Genomic DNA, 26,692 nt, shown 5'->3' with positions numbered 1-26,692 from the left:
AGGCTAGTTATATGCAGAAGCCCGCTCAGTTGATACTGAGCGGGCTTTTTGCTTTGGTGCGCAATAAAAAATATATTTGAATCGGAAAAATCGAAACCTGACAAGCTGGTATTCCAGTAGTTGTGGAAAAAGCAAAAACAGCTAGCATCGTTGGCTGACCGAATGCTTATCTACCTATAAGGAGCCGCATGTACTTCAATCGGGTTTTTCCTGCAATCGCCACTGTCGCCCTGGGCGCCACGCTCGCCGCGTGCGGCCACCATGCCAGCGACGATCCGTCGTCCATCCCAACGCCACCACCCCAGTTCAGCGCCGAAGTCACCCGCACGACGCACGGCGTGGTGCACGTCAAAGCCGCGGACTTCCGCAGCCTCGGCTATGGCCTTGCCTATGCTTATGCGCAGGATAACCTGTGCATGTTTGCCGATTCCTTGCTGACGGTACGCGGCGAACGATCGCAATTCTTCGGCGGCGACGCCCATGCGACGGTCCGCAAGGACGACGAATACGGTGCCGCCAGCGGCTTCATGGACCTCAAGAACGAGGACAGCGACTTCTTCTTCAAGGGCTATCTCGACGTCGACCAGCTGCGCGCCGGCTATGCCGCAGGGGCGAAGGAGCCGCGTGATCTGCTGGAAGGCTATGTCGCCGGCTACAACCGCTACCTGAAGGACAACAGCGGCAAATATCCCGCGGCGTGCAACAACGCGAAATGGGTGAAACCGATGACGGTCGACGACATGTACCTCGTCCTGGCCGAGAAGGCGCTGCACGCGTCGGGCGAAGTGTTCGCGAAGGAAGTCGTGGCCGGGGCGCGTGATGGGAACGCAACGGTGGCGTCGCGCAGGCCGCAGCGCAAGCTCGATCCGGCCTTCCTCCTCGCGCGGCTGGATAAAGTGGTGCACCAGGGCTTCGGCAGCAACGCGCTGGCCGTCGGCAAGGATTTGTCGGCCAGCGGACACGGGCTCCTGCTCGGCAATCCGCACTTCCCCTGGACGAGTACCGACCGTTTCTACCAGGCGCACCTGACCGTGCCCGGCCGCTACGATGTGATGGGCGCCGTGCTGGGCGGGATGCCGGCCGTCGTCATCGGATTCAACAAGGATGTCGCGTGGTCGCACACCGTCACGGCAGCCACGCACTTCACGACGTTCAAACTGGTCCTCGATGCGGGCGATGCCACGGGCACGACCTATCTCGTGGACGGTGAACGGTCGAAGATGACGTCGAAGACCGTGTCGGTCGACATCCTCATGCCGGACGGTACGACGACGAAGCGCAGCAAGACGTTTTACTTCAGCAAGCAGGGCGCCGTGATCGTCAAGCCGGAAGCGGGACTGGCGTGGAACAGCACCACGGCATACGTCCTCGCCGACCCGAACCGCGGCAATACGCGCATGCTCGAACAGTGGCTGGGGATCGGCACCGCGACGAGCGTCCAGGCCCTCAAATCGTCGCTGGACACCGTCGTCGGCCTGCCGTGGGTGAACACCATCGCGGCCGACCGCGCCGGCAACGCGCTGTATGCGGATGCGAGCGTCGTCCCGAACGTCACGACGGACAAGTTCGCCGGAAGCTGCCTGCTCATGCCCGCACTCGTGCTGTTCGACGGCTCGCGCAGCGCCTGCGCGTGGGGCCAGGACGCCAACGCGCCGGCCGGCATCTTCTCGCCCGCGAATGCGCCTTCGATGCTGCGCACGGATTATGTGGGGAACTCGAACGACAGCTACTGGTTGACCAACGCCCGTTCCCTGCTCACCGGCCCGGCGCCGCTGGGATATTCTCCGCTGTACGGCAAGACGCGCGTCGAACAGCGCCTGCGCACGCGCATCGGCTTCATCCAGTTCGAGGAACTGGCGCAGCAAGGCCACAAATTCCAGCTGTCCGACCTGCAGACGCTCGTGTTCGCCGACCGCATCTATGCCGCCGAGGTCGTGCTGCCGGACCTGCTGCCGGCCTGCCCGACGGACGACGCGACGCTGGCCCAGGCCTGCACCGTCCTCGCCGCGTGGGATCGTCACGCGAACATCGACAGCCGGGGTGCCGTGCTGTTCCGCGAATTCTGGAACACGGCGTCGCAGATTCCCAATAAATGGAAAGTGCCGCTCGATCCGGCCGACCCGGTGCATACGCCCAACGGCGTCGCGACCGCTGCGCTGCCGGCCATGTTCGCGGCGCTAAAGAATGCAGCGCTGCGGCTGCAGTCGCTGAACGTCCCGCTCGACGGCAAGCTGGGCGATTACCAGGGCGAAACGCGCAATGGCGTGCGGACGCCGCTGCACGGCGGCGTGGGCGATCTTGACGGGTCGTACAATTCGCTGAAGATGAGCACGGGCCTGACGGCCACCGGCTACAACAACGTCTACTGGGGCACGAGTTATGTGCAGATCGTGACGTTCGACGATGCCGGCCCGGTCGCGAACGCGCTGCTCGTGTATGGCCAGTCGACCGATCCCAAGTCGCCGTACTATGCGGACCAGCTCGGGCCGTATTCGCGCAAGGAGTGGCCGGCGCTGCCCTTCAGCGAGGCCAGCATCAAGGCCGATCCGAACCGCACGACCGTGACGCTGACCGAGTAATACGTCAGGCTTGCGACAGCGGCGCCGGATCCTGGGCCACCGCGGTGGCCGCCTTGCTCCTGGTGATGCTTTCGCCGTCGCCGCGGCGCAGGCGGGCGAAGACGATGGACGACAGCATCGTCATCAGGGCCAGGGTAATGAACGCGTGGTGCAGCGCCCGGGTGACCATCACCTGGTCCGTCTGCGGCACGCGGCCCAGGAACCACGCCGTCACGAGCGAGCCGGCGGCAAGGCCGAAGCTCATCGACAATTGCTGGAACGACGAGGCGATCGTGCTGGCCATGCTCGAATCCTTGGGGTCGACGTCGGCATAGGCCAGCGTGTTCATGCTCGAGAATTGCAGCGAGTTGAAGAAGCCCTGCAGCAGGCCGATGCCGGCGATCGCGTACCAGGGCGTATTCGCGCCCACCAGCGAGAACAGGCCGATCGTCAGGCCGATGCAAATCGTGTTGAACACGAGCACCTGGCGGTAGCCGAAGCGCGCCAGCACTTTGGGAGCGATCAGCTTCATGCCCATCGCGGCGGCGGCCGTCGGCATCATCAGCAGGCCAGATTGCCACGGCGCCAGTTTCAGCCCCAGCTGGTACAGCAGCGGCAGCAAAAACGGCAGGCCGCCGATGCCCAGGCGCGTGATGAAGCCGCCCAGCACCGAGATGCGGAACGTGCGCACCTTCAGCAAGGTCAGCCGCAGCAGCGGGAACTGGGACTCGCTCGCATGCCAGGCGTATGCCGCCAGCAGGGCGACGGACAGCGCCAGCATCAGGCCGGCCGTCATGGGGTCGAGCGTGTGCTCGCCGAAGATTTCCAGCAGCCAGGACAGGATCGCCGTGCCCGAGCTGAACAGGATCAGGCCGATCACGTCCAGCGGACGCGGCTCGGCGCCGTGGTAGTCCGGCATGTGGCGCCAGACGAGGAACAGGGCCAGCAGGCCGACCGGAACGTTGACGAAGAAAATGGCGCGCCACGACGTCCAGTGCACGATCAGGCCGCCGACCGTCGGCCCGAGCAGGGGCCCGATCAGCGCCGGCAGGATCACGAAGTTCATCGCGCCCAGCAGCTCGTTCTTGGGAAACGTGCGAATGATCGATAAACGTCCCACCGGCATCATCATCGCCCCGCCCAGCCCTTGCAGCAGGCGGGCCGCCACCATCATCGGCGCGTTCAGCGACAGCCCGCACAGCACCGACGCCACCGTGAAGATCGCGATCGCCGTGAAGAACACGCGGCGCGTGCCGAAGCGGTCGGCCATCCAGCCGCTGACCGGGATGCCCACGGCCAGGCTGAGGATATAGCTGGTGACGACGGATTTGAGGCTGAGCGGCGTGACGTGCAGGCTGGCCGCGATGCTGGGCACCGCAGTGTTGACGATGGTGGCGTCGAGCTGCTCCATGAACAGCGCAGTCGCCACCAGCCAGGGGAGGTAGCGCTTGATGGTGTCGGTATCGGTCATCGGGAGTCGATTGTCACATAAAACCCACAACCCCGAACCGGGGTCAGAGCCCGATTTTTGGAAATTGCCCAAAATCGGGCTCTGACCCCGGTTTGATTAATAATGGTAGGCGGCTTTCAGCAGCAGCAGGTTGACGCCGCCGTTCGGGTGCTTGATGCCGCCGTTCGAGTAGTGCTGCAGGCGCGCGCCCAGTTCCCATTTGTTGGCGAACACATAGCCGACGCCCACGTGGTCGGCGAATTCGAAGGCGGTCGACAGTTGGCGATGCGTGTTGCGGTACACGCTGGAGAACACGGCGGCGCCGATGCCGGCGTCGGCGTACAAGCCAAGCTTGTTGTCGGCTTCCCAGCGGAACACCGGCGTGATGCCGACCACGGCCAGGTCCTTCTTTTCGCCCTTCACGTCCAGCCACTGGTTGGCGCGCCAGTACGCGACGTTCGCGTCCCAGTAGCCGGACAGGTGGTAGCCGCTGGTCGGCAGCCAGCTCTTGTTCCAGTCCTTCTGGACCGCGAGACGGACGACCTGCACGTGTTCGCCGCCGCCGGCTTCCACCGATGACGAATCGAACATGCCGTCGGCGGCATGGCCCGCCTGCATGGCCAATAACGCGGCCACGGCCGCCAGGGAACGGATGATTTTTTTCATGGACAAACGCCTTTGCGATAAAAGTGGAGCCGTGCGAGCACAAGGTCACGGCAAGACCGCTATTGTAGCGAGGTCGATGAAGGGGCGTAGGCACCCTGTCAATTGTTACAATATGGTCAATGAATACTCGTGAGGATGGAATGACGTTACCGACAGTGGCATTTCTCGGCATCGGCCTGATGGGCAAGCCGATGGCGACCCGGCTGGCCCGGGCCGGCTATCCCCTGCGCGTGTGGAACCGCACGGCCGCCAAGGCCGAGGCCCTGCGCGCGACGGGCGCCGCGCCGCACGCCGACCTGCACGACGCCGTGCGCGGCGCCGACATCGTGATCTCGATGCTGGAAGCGGGGCCGATCGTCGGCCAGGTCATCGACGGCGCCCTGCCGGCGCTCGCCAAGGGCACACTGTGGATCGACATGAGTTCCACGCGCCAGGACGAAGCCCTGACGTTTGCCGCGCGTTTGCAGCAGGCCGGTTGCCGCTTCGTCGATGCGCCCGTGTCGGGCGGCGTGGGCGGCGCGGAGGCGGGCCAGCTCGCGATCATGGCCGGCGCCGATGCCGCCGATTACGCGCAGGCCGAACCCGTGCTGCGCGTGCTGGGCAATCCCAAGGCCGTCGGCCCCGTCGGCAGCGGCCAGGTGGCCAAGCTGTGCAATCAATTAATCGTGGGCGCCACGATCAATGTGGTGGCCGAAGCGCTGCTGCTGGCGGAAGCGGCCGGCGCCGATCCGGCCGCCGTGCGCGACGCGATCAGCAAAGGCTTTGCCGGCAGCCGCGTGCTGGAAGTCCACGGCCAGCGCATGCTGGAGCGCAATTTCATGCCGGGCGGCCAGGTCAAGACGCAGCTGAAAGATCAGCGCAATATCCTGGCGGCAGCAAGCGCGGCCGGCGTCACCTTGCCCGTGACGGAATTGGTGACGCGGCAGTACGAAACCATCGAACGGGATATCCCGTCCGCCGACCACGCCGCCGGCCTCATCGCGCTGGAACGGATGAATCCCGGCAAGCGCCTCGGCACGGCCGAGGACCAGCTGCCGTAAACCTCAGGCGGGCTTCAACGGCAGGCTCATCTCGACCAATCTCGCCCAGAAGCTGGCCCCGACCGGCAGCAGCTGGTCGTTGAAGTCGTAGCTGCCGTTGTGCAGCTGACATGGTCCGAGGCCGTGGCCACCCATGCGGTGCTCGCCGTCGCCATTGCCGATGAAGACATAGCAGCCCGGCTTTTCCTGCAGCATGAACGCGAAGTCCTCGGCGCCCATCGTGGGCTCGACGTTCGTGTCGACGTTGTCCGCGCCCACCACCGCGCGCATGGCTTCCACCGCGAACGCCGTCTGCTCCGGATGGTTGATGAGGGGCGGGTAATTGCGCTTGAACGAGAAATCGACGGTGGCGCCGAAGCCCGCCGCGAGGCCGCCCGCGATCTCGTGCATGCGCCGCTCGATCAGGTCCAGGACGTCGGTGGCGAACGTGCGCACGGTGCCGATCATGACGGCTTCGTCGGGGATGACGTTCGTGGCGCTGCCGGCGTGGATCTGCGTGATCGACAGCACGGCCGTGTCCAGCGGGTTCTTTTCGCGCGAGATGATGGTCTGCCAACCTTGCGCGATCTGCACGGCGACCATCACCGGGTCGATGCCGCGGTGCGGCTGCGCGGCGTGCGCGCCCTTGCCCTTCACGACGACGCGGAACTCGTTACTGGATGCCATCATCGGCCCCGCGACGACGCCGAAGCTGCCCGTCTTGATGCCCGGCCAGTTGTGCATCCCGTACACCGCTTCCATCGGAAAGCGCTCGAACAAACCGTCGTCCATCATGCGGCGCGCGCCCGCGCCGCCTTCTTCGGCGGGCTGGAAGATCAGGTAGACGGTGCCGTCGAAGTTGCGGTTCTGCGACAGATAGTGGGCTGCACCCAACAGCATCGTTGTGTGGCCGTCATGACCGCAAGCATGCATCTTGCCGGCATGGCGCGACGCGTGCTCAAATGTGTTGAGTTCCTGCATCGGCAGCGCATCCATGTCGGCACGCAGGCCGATGGCGCGGTCGGAGGTGCCGTTCTTGATGATGCCGACGACGCCCGTCACGCCCAGGCCGCGCACCACGGGGATGCCCCATTCGGTCAGGCGTTGTGCGACCACGTCGGCCGTGCGTTGTTCTTCGTAGCAGAGTTCGGGATGGGCGTGGATGTCGCGCCGGATCGTTTCGAGCTCGGACTGGTAAGCGAGGATAGGTTCGACTAGTCTCATTCGTTTCTCTCCTTTTGAACTATTGTAGCCCTTCCACCATGTGCAATGCCAGGGTCCCCACGGCAGCCGCCGGAATCGTATAAAGTACTGGTTTATCGACGCTTTTCTGGATGAATCCGATGACCAAGACCATCGTCCGCGGCGCCTGCCCGCATGACTGCCCCGATACCTGCGCGCTCCTCGTGACCGTGGAGGACGGCGTGGCCACGGAGGTCAAGGGCGATCCGGATCATCCGACGACGGCCGGCGTGTTGTGCACGAAGGTGTCGCGCTACATCGAACGCACGTACCACCCCGACCGCCTGCTGTACCCGATGCGCCGCACCGGCAAGAAGGGAGAGGGCAAGTTCGAACGCATCACGTGGGAACAGGCGCTCGACGAGATTGCGAATCGCCTGCAACCCATCGCCGCGCGCGACCCGCAGGCGATCCTGCCGTACAGCTATTGCGGCACGATGGGCCTGGTGCAGGGCGAGGCGATGGCCATGCGCTTCTTCAACACGCTCGGTGCCTCCTTTCTCGACCGCACCGTGTGCGCGAACGCCGGCGCCACCGGCTATAAATACACCATCGGCGGTTCGATCGGCACGGATACCGAACAGTTCCAGGATGCGAAGCTGGTCTTGATCTGGGGCGGCAACCCGATCGCGTCGAACCTGCACCTGTGGACGCGGTTGCAGGAGGCGAAGCGCCGCGGCGCCAAATTGATCGCCATCGATCCCTATCGCTCCCTCACGGCAGAAAAATGTCACCAGCACATCGCGCTGATGCCGGGCACGGACGCCGCGCTGGCGCTGGGCATGATGCACGTGCTGGTGAAGGAAAACCTGCTCGACCACGACTACATCGAACAATACACGTTCGGCTTCGCGCAATTGAAGGACCGCGTGGCCGAATGGACGCCGGAACGCACGGCGCAGACGTGCGGCATCACGGTCGATGAAGTCGTCGACCTCGCGCGCGAATACGGCCGCACGGCGCGCGCGGGCGAGCCGGTCGCGATCCGCATGAACTACGGCCTGCAGCGCGTGCACGGCGGCGGCATGGCCGTGCGCACGATCGCCTGCCTGCCGGCCCTCGTGGGCGCGTGGCGCCTGGCGGCCGGCGGCGTGCAGCTGTCGACGTCGGGCACGTTCCCGGCCAATAAAATTGTCCTGCAACGCCCGGACCTGTTGCGCGGCAAGCTCCCGCGCACGATCAACATGAACACGATCGGCGCCGACCTGCAACGCGACGCATCGCCCGCGTTCGGCCCGAAGATCGAAGCCGTCATCGTGTACAACTCGAACCCCCTCGCGATCGCGCCGGATTCGGCGCAGGTGCAGCGCGGCTTCGAGCGCGAGGATCTGTTCACCGTGGTGCTGGAACACTTCCAGACCGACACCGCCGATTACGCGGACATCCTGCTGCCGGCCACCACGCAGCTGGAACACGTCGACGCGCACCTCGCCTACGGCCACTTGTACATGATGGCGAATAACGCGGCGATCGCGCCGCTGGGCGAATCCAGGCCGAATACGGAAATCTTCCGCCTGCTCGCGAAACGCATGGGCTTTACGGATGCGGCCTTCGACGAGACGGACGACGAACTGGCGGCCAAGGCGTTCGACGTGAACAACGAGCGCGCGGTCCATTTCGACTGGTCGTCCCTGAAACGCACCGGCTGGCAAAAGCTGAACATGCCGGCCGCGCCGTTCGCGCAAGGCGGTTTCCCCACGCCGTCCGGCAAGTGCGAGTTTTATTCGAGCTCGATGCTCGCCGATGGCCTCGATCCGCTGCCGACTTACATCCCGAACCACGAGTCGGCCGCTTCCACGCCCGAACTGGCGCAGAAATATCCGTTGGCGATGATTTCTCCGCCGGCCAGGAACTTCCTCAACTCTACCTTTGTCAATGTCCAGAGCCTCCGCGCAACGGAAGGTGAGCCGCACCTGGACATCCATCCTCTTGATGCCGCTTCCCGCGGCATCGTCGATAAGGAGATGGTACGCATCTTCAACGACCGGGGCGCGTTCGTCGCGCGCGCCCGGGTCACCGCCAGAGCGCGGGCCGGCCTCGTGGTCGGCCTGTCGATCTGGTGGAAGAAGCTCGCCAGCGACGGCAAGAACGCCAATGAAGTCACCAGTCAGCGCCTGACCGATATGGGCCGGGCGCCCACCTTTTACGACACGCTGGTGCAGGTTGAAAAGGCCGCACCATGATCTGGAAATATGAAACTTACACGGATTACCCCGTGGCTCCGCACCGTGCTGTTCGCCGGCACGGCGGCGGGGCTGCTGGCCAGCTGTTCCACGCTGAACTACTACTCCCAGGCGGCCCAGGGCCAGCTTGAACTCCTGTCGGACGCCCGTCCGATCGATGACTGGATCGCCGACCCCGGCACCAGTACCAAACTGCGCCATCGCCTCGAGACGGCGCGCCAGATCCGCCGCTTCGCAGTTGCCGAAATGGCTTTACCCGACAACAACAGCTACAAAAACTACGCGGCCCTGAAGCGGCAATACGTGTTGTGGAATGTCGTCGCCACGCCCGAGCTGTCGCTGCGGCCCCTGCAATGGTGCTTCCCCGTGGCCGGCTGCGTGAACTACCGCGGCTACTACAGCAAGGCCGCGGCCCAGGCGTATGCGCAGGAACTGCGTGATGCGGGCGACGACGTCGAGGTCGGCGGCGTGGCCGCGTATTCGACGCTCGGCTGGTTCAGCGATCCGCTGATCTCGACGTTCATCAACTACCCGGACGGCGAACTGGCGCGCATGGTCTTCCACGAGCTGGCGCACCAGATCGTGTACGCGCAGGGCGATTCGCAATTCAACGAATCATTCGCCTCGACGGTGGAAGAGGTCGGCGTCGAGCGCTGGATGGAACGCTTCGGCAACCCGCAGATGCGCGACGCCTACGCGCGCTACCGGAGCCGCAAGAAGGATTTCCTCGGGTTGCTGATGAAGTACCGCAAGGCGCTGGAGCAGAATTACGCCGTCGTCGACCGCAGCGATGCCGCAAAGCGCGCCGTCAAGGTGCGCCTGTTCCAGGAGCTCAAGGACGAATACCAGGTCCTCAAGGGCAACTGGGGCGGCTACGCGGGGTATGATCGCTTCTTCGACCAGCCGCTGTCGAATGCCCACCTGGCCTCGATCGCGACCTACGAAGACTTCGTGCCGGCATTCCGCGTCCTGTTGCAGCGCGAAGGCAGCTTCCCGAAGTTTTACGGGGCCGTCAAACGCCTGGCCGACATGGACAGCGCCGACCGCCACCGGATCCTGAACGCGATGGTGCCGCCGCTCGTGACGGCGCCGTTGATGGTACAGCGCAGCGAAACGCGGCCACAGGATCGATAGAGTCGTTGTTCGAATTACGCAAAAGTGCTTGCGTCCGGGCGCGCTGCCCGATAGCATCTTGTTTATCAATATCAGCACGACCGTGCGATTTTTTTAGGTCGTACTGTCAAATAGAACAAAAGACGCCAATTGGTCGCCGCAGGGGGCGTCCGATTGGTAAGATCTTGCCGGGCTCAGAACGATAACGACACTGGAGACAGAGGCACCGATGGACAAGATTTGGCTCAAGGCTTATCCGCCCGGCGTGCCGGCGGACATCGATCCCGACCAGTACGGCTCGTTGGTGCAGCTGCTGGAGGAATCGTTCCGCAAGTATGCGGCGAACAACGCTTTCGTCTGCATGGACAAGTTCCTCACCTACGGGGAACTGGACGGCATGTCGAAGCGCCTGGCCGCCTGGCTGCAGAGCCGCGGCATGAAGCCGGGCGCGCGCGTGGCCGTCATGATGCCGAACGTGCTGCAGTACCCGGTGGCGCTGGCCGCCATCCTGCGCGCGGGCTATGCCGTCGTCAACGTCAATCCGCTGTACACGCCGCGCGAACTGGAGCACCAGCTCAAGGATTCGGGCAGCGAAGCCATCATCGTGCTCGAGAACTTCGCGCACACGGTCGAGCAGGTGCTGAATAACACGGCGGTGCGCCACGTCGTCGTGGCCAGCATGGGCGAACTGCTGGGCGGCGCCAAGGGCATGCTCGTCAACTTCGTCGTCCGCAACGTCAAGAAGATGGTGCCGGACTTTTCGATCCCGCACATGGTGCGCTTCAAGGACGCGCTGGCGCAGGGCGCGAAGATGCCGTTCCAGCCGGCGCAGCTGAAGAATACCGACGTCGCCTTCCTGCAGTACACGGGCGGCACGACGGGCGTGTCGAAGGGCGCGACGCTCACGCACCGCAACGTCATCGCCAACATCCTGCAGACGGAGGCGTGGTCGAAGCCGGCGATGAGCCGTCCGCCGCTCGTCGAATTCCCGACCATCGTGTGTGCGCTGCCGCTGTACCACATCTTCGCGCTGACGGCGTGCGCGCTGTGGGGCATGCGCGTGGGCGCGCTGAACATCCTGATTCCGAACCCGCGCGACATCCCGGGTTTCATCAAGGAGCTCAGGAAGTACCGCATCAACATGCTGCCGGCCGTGAACACGCTGTACAACGCGCTGGTGAACCATCCGGATTTCAAGGGCGTCGACTTCAGCGGGCTGAAAGTGTCCAACGGCGGCGGCATGGCCGTGCAGCAGGCCGTCAACGACAAGTGGAAGGCGCTCACGGGCACCAATATCATCGAGGGCTACGGCCTGTCGGAGACGGCGCCGGTGGCCACGTGCAACCGCTGCGACATCCCCGGCTTCACGGGCACGATCGGCCTGCCGGTGCCGTCGACGGACATCGCGATCGTCGACGACGACGGCAAGCCGCTGCCGGTGGGCAGTGTGGGCGAGATCGCGATCCGCGGTCCGCAGGTGATGGCGGGCTACTGGAATCGCCCGGACGAGACGGCGAAGGTCATGACGGCGGACGGCTTCTTCAAGTCGGGCGACATCGGCACCATGGACGAAAACGGATACGTGAAGATCGTCGACCGCAAGAAGGACATGATCCTCGTGTCGGGCTTCAACGTGTACCCGAACGAACTGGAAGCGGTGATCGCGGCGCATCCGGGCGTGCTGGAATGCGCGGTGGTCGGCGTGCCGGACGAGCACTCCGGCGAAGCGGTGAAGGTGTTCGTCGTGCGCAAGGACGCGCAGCTGACGGCCGAACAGCTGATGGAGTACTGCAGGCGCGAGCTCACCGGCTACAAGAAACCGAAATACATCGAATTCCGCGACGAACTGCCGAAGACGAACGTCGGCAAGATCCTGCGCCGCGCGCTGCGCGACGAAAAGCAGGCGGCGTAACAGACTGGAACGCATCGACCGTCGTTCCCGCGCAGGCGGGAACCCAATTTGCACGCATTGCGATAACGCGCAGCACTTGGGCCCCCGCCTGCGCGGGGGTGACGAAAGCCGCCGCCGGGCGGTTTTTTTGCGCACACGATTTGAATTGAACGAAAAAAAAGCGAGGCAATGACATGGACAAATTCTGGCTGAAGTCGTACGAGGCGGGCGTACCTGCGGACATCGACTGGACGCAGTACCGCTCCCTCACGCACCTGCTGGAGGACTCCTTCCGCAAGTACGCCAACCGCGACGCCTTTGCCTGCATGGGCAAGTCCATGACGTTCGCGGAACTGGACAAGCTGTCCGGCGCGATGGCCGCGTGGCTGCAGCAGAAGGGACTGGCGCCGGGCGCGCGCGTGGCGATCATGCTGCCGAACGTGCTGCAGTATCCGGTGGCGATGGCCGCCATCCTGCGCGCCGGCTACACCATCGTCAACGTCAATCCGCTGTACACGGCGCGCGAGCTGCAGCACCAGTTGAACGACTCCGGCGCGGAAGCCATCGTCGTGCTGGAGAACTTCGCGCACACCGTCGCGGACGTCGCGCCCAACACGAAGCTCAAGCACGTCATCGTCGCCAGCATGGGTGACCTGCTGGGCGTGAAGGGCCTGCTCGTCAACTTCGTCGTGCGCACGGTGAAAAAGATGGTGCCGGCGTGGTCGCTGCCGTCGGCCGTGCCGTTCAAGCGCATGCTGGCCGAAGGCGCGCGCCTGGCGCGCAAGCCCGTCGAGTGCGGCCATGAGGACGTCGCCTTCCTGCAGTACACGGGCGGCACGACAGGCGTGTCGAAGGGTGCGGTGCTGAAGCACAGGAACGTGATCGCCAACATGCTGCAGAACGAAGCCTGGTTCGCCCCGACGCTGGCGAAGATCCCGGCCGGCGCGACGCCGCAATTCGTGTGCGCGCTGCCGCTGTACCACATCTATGCGCTGACCGTGTGCGCCCTGATGGGCCTGCGCGCGGGCGGCACCAACATCCTGATCCCGAACCCGCGCGACATCGGCGGCTTCATCAAGGAGCTCAAGAACTACCGCGTCAACGTCTTCCCGGCCGTGAACACGCTGTACAACGGCCTGTTGAACCATCCGGACTTCGCCGGCCTGGACTTCTCCGGCCTGCTCGTCTGCCCGGGCGGCGGCATGGCCGTGCAGAAGGTCGTGGCCGACAAGTGGCTCGCGGTGACGGGCGCGCCGATCGTCGAGGGCTACGGCCTGTCGGAGACGTCGCCGGTGGTCGCCGCCAACCGCTGCGACATCAAGGAATTCACGGGCACCATCGGCTATGCGCTGCCGTCGACGGAATTGCGCATCATCGACGAAGCCGACAACGAAGTCCCGTTCGGCACGGCCGGCGAGATCGCCGTGCGCGGCCCGCAGGTGATGGCCGGCTACTGGCAGCGCCCGGACGAGACGGCGAAGGTCATGACGGCGGACGGCTTCTTCAAGACGGGCGACATCGGCGTGATGAACGAGACCGGCGCCGTCAAGATCGTCGACCGCAAGAAGGACATGATCCTCGTCTCGGGCTTCAACGTGTACCCGAACGAAGTCGAGGACGTCGTCGCCGCGCACCCGGGCGTGCTGGAAGTGGCGTGCGTGGGCGTGCCGGACCAGCACTCCGGCGAGGCCGTCAAGCTGTACGTCGTCAAGAAGGACAAGGGGCTCACCAAGGAAGAGCTGCTGGCGTATTGCAAGGACCAGCTGACCGGTTATAAACGGCCGAAGTACGTCGAGTTCCGCGACAGCCTGCCGAAGACGAACGTCGGCAAGATCCTGCGGCGCGAGCTGCGCGACGAGAAGCAGCCGGCGTAACCGGGACGCGCGGCCGCGAACCGTTTACGCGACCGCAGGTAAAACCGTCGCCCCCGCGCAGGCGGGGGCCCAAGTTCTACAGGGGGCCGGTACTGCACGCAAATTGGATCCCCCCGCCCCCGCGGGGACGTGTTCAAGGCGCGGGCCGCCTACCAGATCGTCGTAATCTCCACCTCCGGCTTCCCATCCCCCACCCGAAACGCCGCCAGCTAGCGCTGGACAGTCTTCGGGGCGCGCAGGTCATCCAGCCCCATGAAGCGCGTGCGTTTCTCCCGGGGTGATCTCCATGAGCATGTAGCCGCGCTTGTCGCTGCGGCCGAACCTGATGTGCGGGTTCATCGCCACCCTTGGCGACATCGATGCCTACCATTGAAGTAACAGACACGGTCCCCGGCCCCCCTGCTTGTGCATGCGAGCTCGACCAGTGCCGGCGCTCGTAACCGTTTGGGATCAGGAAGACCAGTACGGTGGGCTTGCGCTTTCGACTCAGTCACGGGCTCCAACACCCCAGCGCGTACCAAACTGCACGCGCCGGTCTGCTTCTAGAACTGCCAGACTTCAGACTTTACCGCACCTGCTTACCGTTTAACATACAAGCGCCAAATTCATTTAAATAGGATGAAGATTAAATCTTTGTAATGTTACTTTTAGATAGCATTCCAGAATGCTCCATAAGTATAGTTTTAGTCGTAAAAAGCATGAAGACGGGAAAAATAAGTGCGTTTTATGCGGGGTAAATAAATTCTTCGAGGAAGAGCGCAACTGTCACTGATCGGGCCTTTAGACCATGCGTTCGTCTTCGGAGTTTTTGCAAACTTTTCTCGGTCTGCGAAGTAGCAATACCTTTGAACGAAGTCGGGCTAAAGCACTAATCAATCCGCGTAATTTCCGGTGCATTATTACTAATAAAATCTTGAAAGAGAGAATATGGTTACCCGTAGACAAACATTAAAAGCAGTCGTTTCGTCAATACTTGCGACTGGATTCGATAACTTTGGTTTCGCGCAAGAATCTGGAGAGCTTGATAGAGCCACTGCGGCAGCCTGTACAAGCTGTGTGAATGTCGGTCGCGCGAAATTAAGTTTTTCAAATATCCTCGACTCCGCTCCGCTCATAAAAAATGTATCGTTGCCGAGGGTTTTAAATCCTATGTCCCGTTCGTCACGGGCTGGCGTTCCTGTGAATTATGTCGAGTCATCAACCGGAAGCTTAGTCTTTAGCATAACAGATCTGGTGCTTCACGGAATGCCGCCGATAAGATTTGACAGGATATATAACAGCGAAAATCTCAAGAACACCGGATTGGGACGAGGTTGGGCAAGCAATTACGATGATTACATATTGCCCACTGAAAACGGGCTCACGTTATATACCGCTGGCGGCGACGTAATCAATTTCCAGAGTGATATTGCTGGGCTGAAGTTTCAAAACATTAAGCCGGGACTCACTGCTCATAAAAATATTGAAAAAAACGGCGACAATGAATTAGTCGAGAAAGTCGGTGGAAGTGCCACAAGAATCTTTGAAAAGACGAACGGAATCTACCGATTGTCTGCAATTGATTTTAAGGAGCTTGGGCGCGTTAATGTTGAGCGAGACAAAGCCGGAAAATTAAAGTCTATTGCCAATCAGAATAACACTTTGAAAATAGATTTTAACTGGTCAAAAGACGGCGCGCTCAGTTCTCTGGAGGATAGCGCGGGACGTACGGTTGTATTCAGCTACGCCGGAGAGGACCTTATACAGTGGCAAGACGTGGTGAGAGCAAAATGGTCCGTTATGAACGACGTGTCGGGGATTGCGAGCATAACCGATCCATGTGGGACAGTCGCTCTCAATGTAAAGTACGCTAACTCTCGCGTAAGCGAAACCACATCGATTGCCGGGCACTTTCAGTACGACTACGAGTTATATCCATCGGGCTACGTTAGCAATTCCAAGATTCGATGCGAAGGCACGACCGAGCTTCGGCTAGCGCACAATTTGGATGGCCAGCTAGTATCGCTGCAATCAGAGAAGAACTCGGTCGCCTTATCGTTAGAATATGACGAGCTCGGCAATCGAGTCTCAATGAGCCGCGGTGAGAAGAAATATCAATACACCTACAATAAAACGGGCCAGCTTACGTCCATTGATAACGGGAAATATAGACGCTCATGGGATTTCGACGACAGTGGAACGCTTATTGGCACCGCTGACGCGGCAGGCAGCACAACATACCAGTTCGATCAATTCGGGCAAGTCATCGCCGCACAAAGTGACAGGAAAGCACGAACTTATACTGCCGTGCGTGAAGGTGGCAAATTGTCGGAGATCCAAGGGAAAAAACATTCGCGTCGCTTCAAGTACACCGATGAAGGGCGTCTTGCGCAAGTGGATAGTTCGTATAAAAACTCATCCGCAACTTATGCGTACGATAAAGCAGGCGCTGTCATTTCAGAGAAAATGGCAAACAGATATCGCGCAAATGCGACGAGAGATGCGAAAGGCTTGCTCTTAGAATTCTCGGATTCTTTAGGCCGGCAATTTTCATTTCAACGTGATGCTCGAGGCGCATTAACGAAAATTATCAATACGGCTGGCGAATGGGCACAGGCAGTCCGAGATGCGCAGGGACGTATATCTTTGTTAACGAACTCCTTCGGTCAGGCAAGAAACTTCGTCTACGGCGCAAGCGGCGAACTTATCCGGTGGATCGATGCGAAGCAGCGGACGTTCGATGTCGAGTACGATTCAGCGACCGGGAAGGCTACGCGCATGGTGGGTGCCGACGGTACCTACATTGCCAGGGGAGAAAATGGCGAAGCGCTGCTGTTTGCGTACCAACAAGGCGGTTCAAGCACTGTCGAAGGAGTCCCGTTTGAGGACGAGTGGAAGGATCCATTGTTCGGTTTTGGTTTCTTCGGATCCTTCTCCGGCCTCTCTCAATATTTCGTGGCAGAGGCTACAAAATCCTCTGGCGACCCTACCACCACAACTGTCGCCCCTATGTTGATGGCATACTCTACCACCGACTATGGTGGCGACGGTATCCTCTCGGGCGATCCTTATGTGCCCCCGCCTCCGCCTCCTGCCGGCGATACCGATAGTGACGACACTAGTGATTCGGGCGATAGCGGTATCGGTATCGGTGACGGTAGCGGCCCTGGAGACACCGGCGATAGTGGAAGCGCTAGCTGTGACGCGTGCACTTCTTCTAACCAACAGATGTGCCAAAATACCCTTGATGCTGCTTTGCAGCAGGCATTTATTATAAATACAGCTGCGGACGTTAGTTGCGCTCTTGTCGCCGCAACCGTTGTCTTGGGTCTGGCCTGCATAGTGGTAGCTGAAGCCGCATATCAAGCTGCTCAAGTGGGCGCGCAGGCGTCATACGACAACTGCGTGATGAATATTCCCAACGTTTGTTATGCGCGTTGCCAATAAGGCAATCTCAAATCGATTCGAACCGCCTAAAATATCCAAACCAAAAAGTATGTCGGAAGTAACTGGACGATAATACTAGGGCTAACCCAATCTCGCAGGTTTTGTTATCATGGATCTTAAATTCTCCTGGAAAATCAAAGCGCTTTGCGGGGTTGGGTTGCTTTCTCTTATCGCGAGCGAGGCGGTTGTGTACCGAATAACTGGCAGCCTAAGTTTCGAGCCCCTACTGCGGAACGGTAGCATCACTTCGATTTTTCTAGGAGTCGCTGCAATTATCGAGCTCGGAAGGTTGCGAAAAAGACAGATCGCGGTGTTTTTGAGTTTTATGTTGGGTGCTTGTATTTTGTGGGTAACAATGTTCTACCCTCCGTCCATAATGGCGTTTGTTTGCGCGGGAATAATTTCATTGATTTCCGTCGTTGCTTCATATTGGTATCGTCAGGGACGAAATTAGGAAAAGTGAGTAGCGGCGCCTTTTGAAAAGAAAGATCTTGTTATTTATATGACGAATCCTTTTATGTTCGTAAACGACAAAATTAACGTAATTGATAATGCGATTCCACATGATCTTCGAAACGAATTGACCGAACTTGCCCGGCGACCAATATGGGGATACGGTTGGAGGTCGAACACAAATCACGACCGTTATTGCTTTTGGCACGCTCATTTCGCCGGTGGTGACGGCAAAAGTAGAAAAAATTGCCTGCCGGAACTAAAGAATAATCTTGCTGCCTCACCAGTTCATGCATTATGGGAAATTTTATCTAAAGATCAGTTGCGTGGACACATCCCGCTACGAGTTTATGCTAATGCACATACATACGGGGTCGAAGGCCATATTCACGCAGACAGCACAGATGAAGAAAATTATTTTACAACGATATACTATGCCCACGATATTTGGAGGAAGAACTGGGCGGGAGATATAACGTTTTATTCGGACGACGATGAAGTCATTAAATCGATATCGCCGCAACCCGGTCGAATCGTTTTATTTCCCGGATCAATTCTTCACAAAGCACAGGCGCCCAGCCGTGAATGCCCCGAACTACGAGTTTCGATTGTCATAAAAACGCAGCTTGCGTGAAGGATTATCTGTGAGTAGGCACCTTGAGGAATTTCTTTACCGCTGCGGAACTACGGATATACGTCACGGCCGCCGTTCCTTAGCGGAGCATCTTCACGGCACACATGAGTTGCTTCAGAAATGGGGAGCTGACGAAGCAGTATGCGTCGCCGGCCTGTTTCACAGTATTTATGGAACAAACGCCTTTCGTTATTCTGCTCTTCAAATCACTCATAGAAAACGGCTCAGAGCGCTGATTGGCGATCGCGCCGAACGTCTTGTTTTCCTATTTCATCTTGCTAATCGCCCATCTAGTTGGATCGAGGCCATATACAATGGGGGAGTTGTAAGTCGTTTCGACGGTCAATTCTACGTCCTGGACGACTTTACTTTATCTCAGTTAATCGAGATTGAATGCGCTAATTTAATAGATCAAAAAAGTGGCGAGCAGTTTCTTTCTGACCTAGTCGACGAGTTTGACGTAAACATAATGTTGACCTCTGACCGCGTCCGACAAGGCGTCGTATCGTTTCTGTGCGGCGAATATTTTTGATTCGAACAATGCTAAAGAATGAACCGTGCGCTCAGTATATTTGCTTAACTTGTCAGCTTAGCTTTTGGTATCTATATTTTCCGGAAAGAACATATAGGGGGAAATAATAGATGCTACATGTTGTTTTTTGTTGGGAGCTAGGTGACGGTCTGGGCCATATTGTTCCGTTGGCGGCCTTGAGTAGACAAATGGTCATCATGGGCTATCGTGTGACCTGCATTCTCAAGGACACCACACATGCGCCAAGACTTCTCGAACCGTACGGGGTCACGTGGTTTGAGGCACCACGGTTCCCTCGTCTGTCGAATCCAATTTTTGCCATCAATCACGCTGATATACTTCACAATACTGGCTACAGTACCTCCGAACAGGTAAGTTCTCTGCTGGTCGCTTGGCGGGCAATTCTCACGACCGTCAAAGCGGATCTGGTTTTCTGTGAGTCTGCCCCGACGGCACGACTCGCTGCGCTGAGCCTCTCTATCGAGGTTCGTTCTATTGATAGCGGCTTTGCGATGCCGCCTATGCCGAACGAGAAGACGGGATTCATGCCGGCAATACGTCCTGAGGTGTTAACCGAACAGCTAGCTGCTTCCGAGACAAGAACCTTATCGGTTATAAATGAGGGGCTTGTTCGCTTACGTTTAAATCCGTTAAGCTCTTTTTCTCATTTATTCCAAGGGGACGTTTGGTACAGAAATTGGTGCGATTTTAATCATTTTTCGATGCATTCCCCCGAGCGGCATCTTGGTCAAATTGAAGCCGTCGGTGGAGGCGTACTGCCTATTTGGCCGAAAAATGGTGCGAGGAAGCTTTTTGCGTATCTAAAATATTCGCATCCGGCATCGCTACTAATTCTTCAAGCCGCCATAAGACTCGGATATGAAGTCGTTGCATACTTGCCAGATTTTCCGGCGAGCGTTGTGTCTGAATTGGTAGCTGCCGGCTGTACGATATCAACCTCAGTTATGTATCGTTTAGACCAACTCTCCAGTGAGATTGATATCGCCCTATGGCATAGCGCAACGGGAGCAGCTGCACATTGTCTAGAGAAGGGCATCCGCATGATATTCTTCCCTATGCATCCTGAGCAATATCTTGCATGTAGCGCATTACGACGCCTAGGCCTTAATATTCATATTGTTACCCGAACGGAGAAATGGACCGAAGTTTTGGAAGCGGTACAAGCTTGGCCAAAACAGGCATTTCCAGGACGTTGGAAATTAACGAATGCCCCAGACTTTGCTGCGCGGATATTGTTAAATTAACCTATCGTAAGCGCGGTCATTAATTTCGAGTGAGAGAATATTGATCTGCTATCACATATATTTCCTACGGGCTCCTCGGAGGGGCTGAATATCATTTGAGGAGGTTGCTTATATAGTGATCTCTCTAGTGTCCATATTTCGAATTGAAAATGTTGAAAATAGCATATATCCGAAATACTTTCCCAAAATATTCGGAAACGTTTATTTTGGAAGAGCTTCTTTATTTGCAGGGAATGGGTCATGATTTAAGGATATATTCGCGATGGCATGACTTTTCGTTCATGAATGATAAAATTGTTCAAAGCGGTCTGCTTCAATTTTGCCGATATGAAGAATGCCGAAGTCCGGGCGCTGCGGCTGGGTTGAAAACAATCGCGGCTTTAGCGTGGAAATTGCTGCGGTCTAAAGAATTTCGAGCTTCTTTCTTTATAAGCTATTTTCCAAAAAAAAATATTTTACAAAGAAAATCCGAAGCAGAATACGAGGGGCAAGTTCGCGCGCCATTCGTCAGGGCCTGTCTTATTGGCTTTAAGTTGTTATATGAATTGCTCGTTTGCTCGTATAGGTTTGGCAATCTGTCGGCGGCCCGGCACCATCTGTCAACCAAAGACGAAATCTTTGAGCCGGACCATATTCACTGTCCTTTTCTTTTCCCATGGGACGTTGTAAAGACCAAGATTATAACGACGCAGTATCCTTGGGTACCCTATACGGTTACGTTGCGTTCAAAGGATATTTTTGCTGAAGTCAAAGATCAGAGGTATGGGAGAATACGCGAGTCACTGATCGAACATGCTTCCCAGGTTTTTGCAATATCTGAATACAATAAGAGGATTTTGACGCCAAAATTCAGAATAATGAGAGGAATGGAAGTAATACATAGCAGCATCGATGTCGGTTTATTTAATCCGTCGTGGCAGCAAAAGAGTCCGAACAATTCGATCGTATGTGTGGCTAGATTAGTGCACAAAAAGGGCCTCCATATTTTGATCGATGCGTGTGCAATACTAAGAGAAGAAGGTCTGTTATTCAAACTGTCGATTGTTGGGGATGGCCCGCTTAAGGACGATATTGACAAACAGATTCGATCTCTTCAATTGGACAATTTTGTCAAAGCAATCGGGCCTCGTACTCAAAATGAGATCGTCAAGATTCTAGACCAGGCAAATGTATTCGTACTTCCTTGCTTAGTGGCCCCGGACGGCGATCGCGATATGTTGCCGAATAGCATCAAAGAGGCCATGGCAATGAAGCTTATTGTTGTGACTAGCGATGTATCCGGGATCGAAGAGCTTGTACTTGATGGGATCAATGGCTTGTTATTTCTGGCTGGTGACTCATCAAGCCTCGCGAATGCGATGAGGCGGGCTTTGGTCGATGTTGAGTTTGCAAAATTTGCAGGCGAAAATGCTCGTGCCACAATTGTGGAATCATTTAGCATCGATAGCGAGGGGCGGAAATTCGAAGCGGCATTAAGTGGTTTAAGCTGTGTTTGATGCAGGGGACAGTATTCTCTTGCCTGTCCGCATTTGCCTGTAGTGGAAAGAATCTGTTCGTGGCTGAGGTAATATATGAAAATGCTCACCCTTGGAGCGCGGCATCTCATGCAAGAGCTTCTCGATGTCGTAAATTCGTTCTTATGTGAGCCCGAGTGTCAATTTGGCGCAATCCGAATTCTCCGCTCAAAAGCTGATAAATTGATATTGAGCGATACTGCTAAGTAATATAACGATTTCTGCTTTGCGTTCACTGTCGAGCCTAAGATCCTTTAGTGTTTTCTCGTCCTTAGAGGTAAAAATGGATGTCGCCTTTTGTTCCCACGTTGATGATGAATATTCGGTGGGCTTGGCTGCATTAATGCGCAGTTTGAGGCAGTCAAATCCTCATATCGCTATTCCTTATATCGTCTGTTATAGCGAAGTGCTGAGCGAGGCTTCGCGGCGCCGAATAGAATTAGAGTATCCGAACATAAAATATAGGACGATTGCCAGCGATTTATATCAAAAATGCTGTTTCACGAAACATCGTGACTGGCGCATGAGTCCCGCATTTCGTTATGAGTTGTTTCGAGTGGTGGATTATGAGCAGCTTATATATTTGGATGCGGACATGATTATTGTCGGAAATATTGATGAGCTTTTGGCGTATAGGGGAGATGTCGCGGCTTGCTCGTTGCCGCCGGGAGAAGGTATGGAGATTAAACATTTAGGCGGGTTTAATTCCGGGGTACTTAGTTTGGGGAAGCGAGTTCGAACACCAGAGATTTGGCGCAAGCTCATGCATGTGGCGGAGGCGAGTCCTTGGTCGGGTAATCAAACTGTTCTGAACCTTGTGTTAAAAGATATGTATCACGAATTGCCTTCAGAGTTTAACGTAGGAAGCACCCGAATGACCCCCGAGAAACTGGTATCTGCCCGCATCGTGCATTACGTCGGCAAACGCAAGCCATGGCAATCGGAAGAACCATTCGGCGTTAATCAGATCCGACTGGCCGGCCAAGACATGTGCGATACGCTATTACGGCTTTGGAAGAAGTATGCACCGGAGGAGTGAGATCAGGTCCGGGTTCGCCTGTTCGATGTAGCGGTGCGCCGCATAGCTGCCGAATTCCCAGTGCTGGCACGAGGCCACGGCCAGCTTGAGCGAGTCCGGCATGCTGTCCGGTGCGGGCGCCGTGCGCGTGCGGCCGACGGGGCTGACGGCGTCGCCCAGCATGAAGCGATACCAGTACCAGCGCGCCGGCTGCAAGCCCCGCACGTCGACGCGCACGCTGTGCGCCAGTTCGGGCGTCGCGACGGCGCTGCCCTTCGCGGCGATGTTGCGGAACGCGCCGTCGTGCGCCACTTCCCAGCGCAGGGTGAGGGCGAGCGATGGGGTCTTCGTCTCGTCGAGCGGATCGGGCGCCACGCGCGTCCAAAGGATCACGCCATCCGGCAGCGGCGAACCGGATGCGACGCCGAGGCTGAACGGATAGCCGGCCGCGTTCGACGGCGCGGCGTGCAATAACGCCGACGATGCGGCCGCGAGCCGCGCCGCGTTCAGCAGGAACAGGCGGCGCGGCCAGCTCATGGACAGTGCGCGGCGGCCTGCGATTTACTGCGCGATCAGCGATTCCAGCGGCGGCAACTGGCGCGGCTTGCGGTCCGGGCCCGTGGCGACATAGGTCAGCGTGGCTTCGGTCACCTTGACGACGTCCGTCTGCAGGCGGTTGCGTTCCGCGTACACCTCGACGTAGACGGTGATCGACGTATTGCCGACCTTGACGATGTCGGCGTAGAACGACAGCAGGTCGCCCACGAACACGGGGTTCTTGAACACGAAGGAATTCACGGCGATGGTGGCGACACGGCCATTCGCGCGGCGCACGGCCGGCAGCGAGCCGGCGACGTCGACCTGGGCCATGATCCAGCCGCCGAACACGTCCCCGTAGACGTTCGCATCGGACGGGGCGGGCATCATCCGCAGCACTGGCATCTTTCCTTCAGGCAGGCGGGTGATGGACGGGGTCTGGTTTCCTGGCTGGGTCATCTTGAATTTCCGGTAAAGGCTACAATCCTCCCGATTGAACCATAAAACTTCGAGCCCTGCCATGCGACGCTCTCCGCCGAACTCCCTGCCGCCCGCCGATCCGAACGCCAAACGGAACGACTGGGCCACCATCGCCACCCTGCTGCCCTATTTGTGGGTCTATAAATGGCGCGTACTGGCCGCGCTGATCTGCCTCGTCGGCGCCAAGATGGCCAACGTCGGCGTGCCGCTCGTGCTGAAAAAGCTGATCGACCACCTGACGATCAACCCATCCAGCCCGCACGCCTTGCTCGTGCTGCCGCTCGGCGCGCTCGTCGCGTACGGCGCGCTGCGCTTTTCGACCACGCTGTTCACCGAGCTGCGCGAATTTCTGTTCGCGCGCGTGACGCAGCGCGCCGTACGTACGATCGCCTTGAAAGTGTTCCGGCACCTGCACGCGCTGTCGCTGCGCTTCCACCTGAACCGCCAGACGGGCGGCATGACGCGCGACATCGAGCGCGGCACGCGCGGCGTCAGCTCGCTCGTCTCGTATTCCCTGTTCTCGATCCTGCCCACGCTCGTCGAGATCACGCTGGTGCTGGGCTACCTCGGCACGCACTACGACGCCTGGTTCGCCGGCATCACGTGCGTCGCGCTCGTCACGTACATCACGTTCACCGTCACCGTCACGGAATGGCGCACGCATTTCCGCCGCACGATGAACGAGCTGGATTCGAAGGCCAACACGAAGGCGATCGACTCGCTGATCAATTACGAGACGGTGAAATACTTCGGCAACGAGGACTACGAAGCGAAGCGCTACGACGAGGGCCTGCAGAAGTACGAGCAGGCCGCGGTGCGTTCGCAGACGTCGCTGTCGGTCCTGAACACGGGCCAGTCCCTGATCATCGCGGCGGCCGTCACGGCGATCCTGTGGCGCGCGACGCAGGGCGTGATCGACAAGACGATGACCCTGGGCGACCTCGTGCTCGTGAACTCCTTCATGATCCAGCTGTACATCCCGCTGAACTTCCTCGGCGTGATCTACCGCGAGATCAAGCAGAGCCTCGCGGACATGGAGCGCCTGTTCGGCCTCCTCGAACAGAATCGCGAGGTGGCCGATTCGCCCGATGCGCGGCCGCTCGTCACGCACGGTGCGCGGGTCGAGTTCTCGCACGTCGAATTCAACTACGATCCGAAACGCCAGATCCTGTTCGACGTCGACTTCACGATCCCGCCCGGCACCACGACGGCCGTCGTGGGCCACAGCGGCTCGGGCAAGTCGACCTTGTCCCGGCTGCTGTTCCGCTTCTACGACGTGCAGCAGGGCGCGATCCGCATCGACGACCAGGACGTGCGCAACGTGACGCAGGATTCGCTGCGCCACGCGATCGGCATCGTCCCGCAGGACACGGTGCTGTTCAACGACACGATCGAATACAACATCGCCTACGGCCGCCCGGGCGCGAGCCGCGCCGACATCGTGGCGGCCGCGCGCGCAGCGTCGATCCACGACTTCATCGAAACCCTGCCGGACGGCTATGCGACAATGGTGGGCGAACGCGGCCTGAAACTGTCCGGCGGCGAGAAGCAGCGGGTGGCCATCGCGCGCACGCTGCTCAAGAATCCGGCGATCCTGATCTTCGACGAGGCCACGTCCGCGCTCGATTCGAAGTCGGAGCAGGCGATCCAGGCGCAGTTGAAGGAAATCGCGAAGCAGCGCACGACGCTCGTCATCGCGCACCGCCTGTCGACCATCGCCGACGCCCACCAGATCCTCGTGCTCGACCACGGCCGCATCGTCGAACGGGGCACGCACGCGGCCCTGATCGCGGCGGATGGCCTGTACCGGCAGATGTGGGACCGCCAGCAGGCCAGGCAGGACGAAGACCTGGCCTCGCCCGCGGTCGAAGCCGTACAAGATTGATGAGGATGTGAACGGAATGGAAAAACAGATCGTCGAGATCGACATGGCGGACGTAGGCCACGGCAACCCGGCCTGGATCGCCGCGCTGGAAGCGGGCAAGGTGCTGTACTTTCCGAACTTCGGCCAGCACGGCTTCGCGCCGCACAAGGAAGAACTGGCGCTGTTCCGCGAAGACATCCGCGACCCCAAGACCCGCAACATCAGCCTCTCGGCCGGCGGCGACCTGAAAGGCGTGGTCGGCGACGACGCGACGCGCGCGCTGATGGCCGGGATGATCGGCCGGTTCCGCGCCGAGGCCGAAGGATTGCTGGGCAACCTGGTGCCGCGCTACGGCGAGCACCTGCGCCGCGGCGCGACGAGCTTCCGGCCGTCGGTCGTGCAGAACCGCGTGCAATCGTGGCGCGCCGACGACCGCCGCATGCACGTGGACTCGTTTCCGTCGCGCCCGAACTACGGCGAGCGCCTGCTGCGGGTATTCACCAACGTGAACCAGGACGGCGAGCCGCGCGTGTGGCGCGTGGGCGAACCGTTCGAGGACGTGGCCCGGCGCTTCCTGCCGAAAGTGAAACCGTATTCGGCGTGGCAGGCGAAGGTGCTGAACATGCTGCACGTGACGAAGTCGCTGCGCAGCGAATACGACCACATCATGCTGCAGCTGCACGACGCGATGAAGTCCGACCTCGACTACCAGAAGAACGCGCCGCAGGTCACGTTCGGCTTCCCGCCGGGCTGCGCGTGGGTGTGCTTCTCGGACCAGACCTCGCACGCCGTGATGGCGGGGCAGTACATGATGGAACACACGCTGCAGCTGTCGCCCATGCACCAGTACGACAAGGATGCGAGTCCGTTGGCGATCCTGACGCGCATGCGGGGGCACGCGCTGGTGTGACGACGTAACAATGGCCGCAAGCGCGGCCATTTTTTGTTGACGCGCGCGATGTGTTGGCGTTGC

At 59.2% G+C, this 26,692-nt stretch carries 18 protein-coding genes and 1 pseudogene; 14 read left to right on the top strand and 5 right to left on the bottom strand.

Features of this window, described 5'->3' with window-relative positions; translation table 11 throughout:
• The first annotated feature begins 188 nt into the window (after positions 1 to 188).
• Complete coding sequence (locus ASC93_RS23795; protein ID WP_056448443.1) at positions 189 to 2,579, top strand: penicillin acylase family protein; 2,391 nt, start codon at positions 189 to 191, stop codon at positions 2,577 to 2,579.
• A 4-nt stretch (positions 2,580 to 2,583) separates the two neighbouring features.
• On the opposite strand, the gene ASC93_RS23790 is transcribed toward ASC93_RS23795, so the two are convergent.
• Together ASC93_RS23790 and ASC93_RS23785 are read right to left on the bottom strand one after the other, a co-directional pair.
• Complete coding sequence (locus ASC93_RS23790) at positions 2,584 to 4,029, bottom strand: DHA2 family efflux MFS transporter permease subunit (protein WP_056448440.1); 1,446 nt, start codon at positions 4,027 to 4,029, stop codon at positions 2,584 to 2,586.
• 96 nt (positions 4,030 to 4,125) lie between these two features.
• On the bottom strand, positions 4,126 to 4,674 hold the full coding sequence (locus tag ASC93_RS23785) for an acyloxyacyl hydrolase (RefSeq protein ID WP_056448437.1): 549 nt from the start codon (positions 4,672 to 4,674) through the stop codon (positions 4,126 to 4,128).
• Positions 4,675 to 4,814: 140 nt separating this feature from the next.
• On the opposite strand from ASC93_RS23785, the gene ASC93_RS23780 reads away from it, so the two are divergent.
• Entirely contained in the window at positions 4,815 to 5,714 is a 900-nt protein-coding gene (locus tag ASC93_RS23780) for an NAD(P)-dependent oxidoreductase (protein ID WP_082548302.1), read from the top strand.
• A gap of 3 nt (positions 5,715 to 5,717) precedes the next feature.
• On the opposite strand, the gene ASC93_RS23775 is transcribed toward ASC93_RS23780, so the two are convergent.
• Positions 5,718 to 6,917, bottom strand: a complete 1,200-nt coding sequence (locus ASC93_RS23775; RefSeq protein ID WP_056448434.1) for a M20 aminoacylase family protein — start codon at positions 6,915 to 6,917, stop codon at positions 5,718 to 5,720.
• A 119-nt stretch (positions 6,918 to 7,036) separates the two neighbouring features.
• Between ASC93_RS23775 and ASC93_RS23770 the strand changes: the two genes are divergently transcribed.
• The 10 genes from ASC93_RS23770 to ASC93_RS30180 all read left to right on the top strand — a co-directional run bounded on the left by ASC93_RS23770 (position 7,037) and on the right by ASC93_RS30180 (position 22,859).
• Positions 7,037 to 9,118 (top strand): molybdopterin-dependent oxidoreductase, encoded by a 2,082-nt coding sequence (locus ASC93_RS23770; RefSeq protein WP_056448458.1) that lies wholly within the window; start codon positions 7,037 to 7,039, stop codon positions 9,116 to 9,118.
• 9 nt (positions 9,119 to 9,127) lie between these two features.
• Positions 9,128 to 10,252 (top strand): aminopeptidase, encoded by a 1,125-nt coding sequence (locus ASC93_RS23765; RefSeq protein ID WP_056448431.1) that lies wholly within the window; start codon positions 9,128 to 9,130, stop codon positions 10,250 to 10,252.
• Between the two features lie 208 nt (positions 10,253 to 10,460).
• Complete coding sequence (locus ASC93_RS23760) at positions 10,461 to 12,143, top strand: long-chain-fatty-acid--CoA ligase (RefSeq protein ID WP_056448428.1); 1,683 nt, start codon at positions 10,461 to 10,463, stop codon at positions 12,141 to 12,143.
• Between the two features lie 173 nt (positions 12,144 to 12,316).
• The gene (locus ASC93_RS23755; RefSeq protein ID WP_056448419.1) at positions 12,317 to 13,996 is read left to right on the top strand and encodes a long-chain-fatty-acid--CoA ligase; all 1,680 of its coding nucleotides are present in this window, start codon (positions 12,317 to 12,319) and stop codon (positions 13,994 to 13,996) included.
• Positions 13,997 to 14,923: 927 nt separating this feature from the next.
• Positions 14,924 to 17,422 (top strand): DUF6531 domain-containing protein, encoded by a 2,499-nt coding sequence (locus ASC93_RS31130; protein ID WP_157202099.1) that lies wholly within the window; start codon positions 14,924 to 14,926, stop codon positions 17,420 to 17,422.
• Positions 17,423 to 17,939: 517 nt separating this feature from the next.
• On the top strand, positions 17,940 to 18,509 hold the full coding sequence (locus ASC93_RS30190) for a 2OG-Fe(II) oxygenase (protein WP_157202098.1): 570 nt from the start codon (positions 17,940 to 17,942) through the stop codon (positions 18,507 to 18,509).
• 10 nt (positions 18,510 to 18,519) lie between these two features.
• On the top strand, positions 18,520 to 19,041 hold the full coding sequence (locus ASC93_RS31125; protein ID WP_157202097.1) for a DUF6817 domain-containing protein: 522 nt from the start codon (positions 18,520 to 18,522) through the stop codon (positions 19,039 to 19,041).
• 188 nt (positions 19,042 to 19,229) lie between these two features.
• Positions 19,230 to 20,306, top strand: coding sequence for a hypothetical protein (locus ASC93_RS31120; RefSeq protein ID WP_157202096.1), 1,077 nt, complete (start codon positions 19,230 to 19,232; stop codon positions 20,304 to 20,306).
• Between the two features lie 149 nt (positions 20,307 to 20,455).
• The gene (locus tag ASC93_RS30185; protein ID WP_082548300.1) at positions 20,456 to 21,802 is read left to right on the top strand and encodes a glycosyltransferase family 4 protein; all 1,347 of its coding nucleotides are present in this window, start codon (positions 20,456 to 20,458) and stop codon (positions 21,800 to 21,802) included.
• 301 nt (positions 21,803 to 22,103) lie between these two features.
• Complete coding sequence (locus tag ASC93_RS30180; RefSeq protein ID WP_082548299.1) at positions 22,104 to 22,859, top strand: glycosyltransferase; 756 nt, start codon at positions 22,104 to 22,106, stop codon at positions 22,857 to 22,859.
• On the opposite strand, the pseudogene ASC93_RS23750 reads toward ASC93_RS30180, so the two are convergent.
• Both ASC93_RS23750 and ASC93_RS23745 read right to left on the bottom strand, forming a co-directional pair.
• Positions 22,857 to 23,375: pseudogene (locus ASC93_RS23750) on the bottom strand (alkaline phosphatase); the annotation flags it as partial. The gene ASC93_RS30180 and the pseudogene ASC93_RS23750 overlap by 3 nt on opposite strands.
• A 24-nt stretch (positions 23,376 to 23,399) precedes the next feature.
• A complete protein-coding gene (locus tag ASC93_RS23745) occupies positions 23,400 to 23,834 on the bottom strand; it encodes an acyl-CoA thioesterase (RefSeq protein WP_056448413.1) in 435 nt (144 codons plus the stop codon).
• Positions 23,835 to 23,895: 61 nt separating this feature from the next.
• On the opposite strand from ASC93_RS23745, the gene ASC93_RS23740 reads away from it, so the two are divergent.
• Positions 23,896 to 25,740 carry an ABC transporter ATP-binding protein/permease gene (locus tag ASC93_RS23740; protein ID WP_056448410.1) on the top strand — a complete coding sequence of 615 codons (1,845 nt, stop codon included), beginning with the start codon at positions 23,896 to 23,898 and terminating at the stop codon, positions 25,738 to 25,740.
• A 16-nt stretch (positions 25,741 to 25,756) separates the two neighbouring features.
• On the top strand, positions 25,757 to 26,629 hold the full coding sequence (locus ASC93_RS23735; protein ID WP_056448407.1) for a Kdo hydroxylase family protein: 873 nt from the start codon (positions 25,757 to 25,759) through the stop codon (positions 26,627 to 26,629).
• Positions 26,630 to 26,692 lie beyond the last annotated feature (63 nt).

The organism is Massilia sp. Root335 (assembly GCF_001425685.1).
Taxonomy (GTDB): Bacteria; Pseudomonadota; Gammaproteobacteria; order Burkholderiales; family Burkholderiaceae_D; genus Telluria; species Telluria luteola.
Note: the sequence above shows the minus strand (reverse complement) of the source record. Positions and strands in the feature narration are given on the sequence as shown.

Bases quoted from the DNA above. Each gene is read 5' to 3' on its own strand.
- ASC93_RS23795 (WP_056448443.1), top strand. From the start codon at position 189: ATGTACTTCAATCGGGTTTTTCCTGCAATCGCCACTGTCGCCCTGGGC.
- ASC93_RS23790 (WP_056448440.1), bottom strand. From the start codon at position 4,029: ATGACCGATACCGACACCATCAAGCGCTACCTCCCCTGGCTGGTGGCG.
- ASC93_RS23785 (WP_056448437.1), bottom strand. From the start codon at position 4,674: ATGAAAAAAATCATCCGTTCCCTGGCGGCCGTGGCCGCGTTATTGGCC.
- ASC93_RS23780 (WP_082548302.1), top strand. From the start codon at position 4,815: ATGACGTTACCGACAGTGGCATTTCTCGGCATCGGCCTGATGGGCAAG.
- ASC93_RS23775 (WP_056448434.1), bottom strand. From the start codon at position 6,917: ATGAGACTAGTCGAACCTATCCTCGCTTACCAGTCCGAGCTCGAAACG.
- ASC93_RS23770 (WP_056448458.1), top strand. From the start codon at position 7,037: ATGACCAAGACCATCGTCCGCGGCGCCTGCCCGCATGACTGCCCCGAT.
- ASC93_RS23765 (WP_056448431.1), top strand. From the start codon at position 9,128: ATGAAACTTACACGGATTACCCCGTGGCTCCGCACCGTGCTGTTCGCC.
- ASC93_RS23760 (WP_056448428.1), top strand. From the start codon at position 10,461: ATGGACAAGATTTGGCTCAAGGCTTATCCGCCCGGCGTGCCGGCGGAC.
- ASC93_RS23755 (WP_056448419.1), top strand. From the start codon at position 12,317: ATGGACAAATTCTGGCTGAAGTCGTACGAGGCGGGCGTACCTGCGGAC.
- ASC93_RS31130 (WP_157202099.1), top strand. From the start codon at position 14,924: ATGGTTACCCGTAGACAAACATTAAAAGCAGTCGTTTCGTCAATACTT.
- ASC93_RS30190 (WP_157202098.1), top strand. From the start codon at position 17,940: ATGTTCGTAAACGACAAAATTAACGTAATTGATAATGCGATTCCACAT.
- ASC93_RS31120 (WP_157202096.1), top strand. From the start codon at position 19,230: ATGGTCATCATGGGCTATCGTGTGACCTGCATTCTCAAGGACACCACA.
- ASC93_RS30185 (WP_082548300.1), top strand. From the start codon at position 20,456: ATGTTGAAAATAGCATATATCCGAAATACTTTCCCAAAATATTCGGAA.
- ASC93_RS30180 (WP_082548299.1), top strand. From the start codon at position 22,104: ATGGATGTCGCCTTTTGTTCCCACGTTGATGATGAATATTCGGTGGGC.
- ASC93_RS23745 (WP_056448413.1), bottom strand. From the start codon at position 23,834: ATGACCCAGCCAGGAAACCAGACCCCGTCCATCACCCGCCTGCCTGAA.
- ASC93_RS23740 (WP_056448410.1), top strand. From the start codon at position 23,896: ATGCGACGCTCTCCGCCGAACTCCCTGCCGCCCGCCGATCCGAACGCC.
- ASC93_RS23735 (WP_056448407.1), top strand. From the start codon at position 25,757: ATGGAAAAACAGATCGTCGAGATCGACATGGCGGACGTAGGCCACGGC.